The following is a 3977-nucleotide window of genomic DNA, read 5'->3' on the forward strand; positions in this document are numbered from 1 at the left end:
GTCACGCTGAAAATGCCGGCCTTTGAATGGGTTCATGTGCAGCTCCATCAGCAAAAGGGGATGATAAGTTTATCACCACCGACTATTTGCAACAGTGCCGGCCGAATGTCTGCAGCTCGGTGAATCGGACTTTACGCATGGAGATCTCCTCAGAGGACATAATTAGTATGTCGGAGGATCTCTAAAAGTGAATGGTTCGTTTTGCAGGGATACTTACATGGGGAAACAAGATGAAACTTGAATATATACAGATAAATTAGTGGTCTGGGCGTTCTCGTCAGAAGCAAACAGCCTGCTTGCAAAAACAAGCGCTGGCAATGGCTTGGCAGGGCCGAGGTTGCCCGGGAGGTATAATTTTCCATTCGGACCAGGGAACCCAATATTGCAGCCTGCCGTACCGGATTCTGGCCGCTCAATATGGAATGATGCTCAGCATGAGCCGCAGCGGGAACTGCTGGGATAATGCTTTGCAGAATGACTGTTCCGCAGTCTGAAATCGGAGTGGATACCACGGGGTGGTTATCGGGACAGGACTGAAGCTGCTGGCGATATTGTTCAGTATCAAGGGGTGAGTCCCGAGAGGCGAGACAAGTCAAGGGCGCAGGCTGCGATGCGCAGCACGACATAGCCGGTATTTCCCTGCGGTGCCCCACAAGTATCAATGAAAGCCTCCAACGCGAGCCATTCGCGAGAGCCTTGAGTCCACGCTAAATCTATCTTATCTGCGCAGGGCAGAATGTGAAGACGGCCGCCCTGGCTCTTGCCCGCCAGGCGCACGAGGCGGTGGAAAGGGGGAGGGGATGTTGTCTATATGGCTCTGCTGTAGTGAGCGGGTTGCGCTCCGACAGCGGTCCTGATCAATCGTCACCCTTTCTCGGCCCTTGAATGTTCCTCGCAACGAGCCTCCTTTTCGCCAATCCATCGACAATCACCGCGAGCCCCAGCTCGAACACTGCGTCCGGACCGGCTTCGTCGAAGGTGTCTATCACGGCCCGCAACAACGGAGCCTGTTCAATGGTGCCGCCGCGCTCACCGGCATCGCTGTCGCCGGCCTGCTCCTCAAGCACGGCCCCAACAGTGAAGTAGCTGATTGTCATCAGCGCATTGACGGCGTCCCAAGCCGAAAAACCCGCCTCGCAGAGGAAGCGAAGCTGCGCGTCGACCACTTCCATCTGCGGTGCGCCCGGTCTCGTGCCAGCATGGATACGCGCGCCATCGCGATAAGCGAGCAGCGCCTGCCTGAAGCTGCGGGCATTCCCGATCAGAAATGAGCGCCAGTCGTCGTCGACTCTCGGCACCGAATGCGTATGATTCTCCGCCAGCATGGCTTCGGCCAGTGCGTCGAGCAGCGCCCGTTTGTTCCTGAAGTGCCAGTATAACGCCGGCTGCTGAACCCCCAACCGTTTAGCCAGTTTGCGTGTCGTCAGAGCCTCTACGCCGACCTCATTCAACAGGTCCAGGGCGACACGGATAACTGTATTAGGCTGCAACTTTATCATGCTTGACACTTTATCACTGATAAACATAATATGTCCACCAACTTATCAGTGATAAAGGATCCGTGAGTTCTATCGGACCAGCGGAGGCTGGTCCGGAGGCCAGCGGAGGCTGGTCCGGAGGCCAGACGTGAAACCCAACAGACCCCTGATCGTAATACTGTGCACTGTCGCGCTCGACGCTGTCGGCATCGGCCTGATTATGCCGGTGCTGCCGGGCCTCCTGCGAGATCTGGTTCACTCGAACGACGTCACCGCCCACTATGGCATTTTGCTGGCGCTGTATGCGTTGATGCAATTTGCCTGCGCGCCTGTGCTGGGTGCGCTATCGGATCGTTTCGGCCGGCGGCCGGTCTTGCTCGTCTCGCTGTCCGGCGCCGCTATCGACTACGCCATCATGGCGACGGCGCCTTTCCTTTGGGTTCTCTATATCGGGCGCATCGTGGCCGGCATCACCGGGGCGACTGGTGCGGTAGCCGGCGCCTATATTGCCGATATCACAGATGGGGATGAGCGCGCGCGGTACTTCGGCTTCATGAGCGCCTGTTTCGGGTTCGGGATGGTCGCGGGACCTGTGCTCGGTGGGCTGATGAGCAGTTTCTCCCCCCATGCTCCGTTCTTCGCCGCAGCAGCCTTGAATGGCCTCAATTTCCTGATGGGCATTTTCCTTTTGCCGGAGTCGCACAAAGGCGAACGTCGACCATTACGCCGGGAGGCTCTCAACCCGCTCGCTTCGTTCCGGTGGGTCCGGGGCATGACCGTCATCGCCGCCCTGATGGCTGTCTTCTTCATCATGCAACTCGTCGGACAGGCGCCGGCCACGCTTTGGGTCATCTTCGGCGAGGATCGCTTTCATTGGGACACGAGCTTGATCGGCATTTCGCTTGCCGCATTTGGTATTCTACATTCACTCGCCCAGGCAATGATCACCGGCCCTGTAACCACCAGGCTCGGCGAAAGGCGGGCACTCATGCTCGGAATGATTGCCGACGGCGCAGGCTACATCCTGCTTGCCTTGGCGACAAGGGGATGGATGGCGTTCCCGATTATGGTCCTGCTTGCTTCGGGTGGCATCGGAATGCCGGCGCTGCAAGCAGTGTTGTCCAGGCAGGTAGATGAGGAACGTCAGGGGCAGCTTCAAGGATCTCTTGCGGCGCTCACCAGCCTGACCTCGATCGTCGGGCCCCTCCTCTTCACGGCGATCTATGCGGCCTCTATAACAACGTGGAACGGGTGGGCATGGATTGCAGGTGCCGCCCTCTACTTGCTCTGCCTGCCGGCGCTGCGTCGCGGGTTTTGGAGCGGCGTAGGGCAACGAGCCGATCGCTGATCGTGGGAACGATAGGCCTATGCCATGCGGGTCAAGGCGACTTCCGGCTACCCGTCTTTCAATCACAACAAGTACAGCAATATTAGGACTGCTTTTCGCTCACAGCGGACCTCTAACCCAGCCATCTTGTCCGCTTCGTTCTAAGAACAGACATCCCTCACTTCAGAATGTGTAGTCAACGGGGGACAGGACAATACGAATGTTCCACTAAAAAATACAGATGAGATAATTATTTACACCAAATTTTGGAGATTTATCGTTGTATCAGGTATTAAAAGTACAATTTAAATCTATTATATCTCGCAATAAGCCTGACATGTAGGTTTCTACAAATTCTCTAATTACGTTATTGACATATGAGCATTTGAAGGCGTAACCTTCAATCACTGTATGTAGATGTGTCTTCCCCTGTTGAGGTGGCTGATACAGCATTTCTACTTGCCATTAAACCAGTCTTTCATGTAATCCTATGTAAAATAGTCTGGTTAATTTATTTTACATACGGGTATCAGTGATGAATGAACTCAGTATTGTTAGTGGTAAATTGCAACTGTTGTCGATCATAGGTGACCCGATCGCTCAGGTCAGCGCTCCACTCATGATAAATGCCGCCATCCTTGAAAAACAAATCCCCGACACTTTGATGGTCCCTCTCCATATAAACTCTGTAGGTCTGCAAACCGCTGTCAATGGTCTGAAATGTATTCAGAATTTTCGTGGTGCCATTATAACGATGCCTCACAAACAACATGCGCTTTCATTAATTGATTCAGCCAGTGAATCTGCTATGGCAATCGGAGGATGCAACGTCATCAGGAGGAATGCTCAGGGCCAACTACATGGGGATATGCTCGATGGTGAAGGTTTCGTATCGAGCCTTTTGAAAAGAGGCTTCGATGTGACAGGTAAAAGAGTCTATCTAGCTGGAACAGGCGGTGCTGGCTCAGCTATTGCTTATGCTATGGCCGCCAAACAGGTTGGAGAATTAATTGGCACTGTTGCAAATAGTCGGTGGTGATAAACTTATCATCCCCTTTTGCTGATGGAGCTGTACATGAACCCATTCAAAGGCCGGCATTTTCAGCGTGACATCATTCTGTGGGCCGTACGCTGGTACTGCAAATACGGCATCAGTTACCGTGAGCTGCAGG

Annotated in this window: 3 protein-coding genes and 2 pseudogenes; 4 read left to right on the forward strand and 1 reads right to left on the reverse strand. The window is 54.0% G+C overall.

Features of this window, described 5'->3' with window-relative positions:
- Nucleotides 1–290: 290 nt before the first annotated feature.
- Nucleotides 291–494, forward strand: a pseudogene (locus ACMWLG_RS25310) (DDE-type integrase/transposase/recombinase); the annotation flags it as partial.
- A 363-nt stretch (nt 495–857) separates the two neighbouring features.
- Here the strand turns inward: ACMWLG_RS25310 and tetR are convergent.
- Nucleotides 858–1499, reverse strand: coding sequence for a tetracycline resistance transcriptional repressor TetR (gene tetR / locus ACMWLG_RS25315; protein WP_013851373.1), 642 nt, complete (start codon nt 1497–1499; stop codon nt 858–860).
- 127 nt (nt 1500–1626) lie between these two features.
- Here tetR and tet(A) point away from each other — a divergent pair, with 127 nt between their 5' ends.
- The 3 genes and pseudogenes from tet(A) to ACMWLG_RS25330 form a co-directional block, all read left to right on the forward strand.
- Nucleotides 1627–2826, forward strand: a complete 1200-nt coding sequence (gene tet(A) / locus ACMWLG_RS25320) for a tetracycline efflux MFS transporter Tet(A) (RefSeq protein ID WP_031942321.1) — start codon at nt 1627–1629, stop codon at nt 2824–2826.
- 514 nt (nt 2827–3340) lie between these two features.
- A complete protein-coding gene (locus tag ACMWLG_RS25325) occupies nt 3341–3844 on the forward strand; it encodes a shikimate dehydrogenase family protein (protein WP_013851371.1) in 504 nt (167 codons plus the stop codon).
- 36 nt (nt 3845–3880) lie between these two features.
- Nucleotides 3881–3977, forward strand: a pseudogene (locus ACMWLG_RS25330) (IS6 family transposase); the annotation flags it as partial.

Source organism: Enterobacter sp. 01-M-02-SI-ECC, from assembly GCF_047530595.1.
GTDB lineage: Bacteria > Pseudomonadota > Gammaproteobacteria > Enterobacterales > Enterobacteriaceae > Enterobacter > Enterobacter cloacae_M.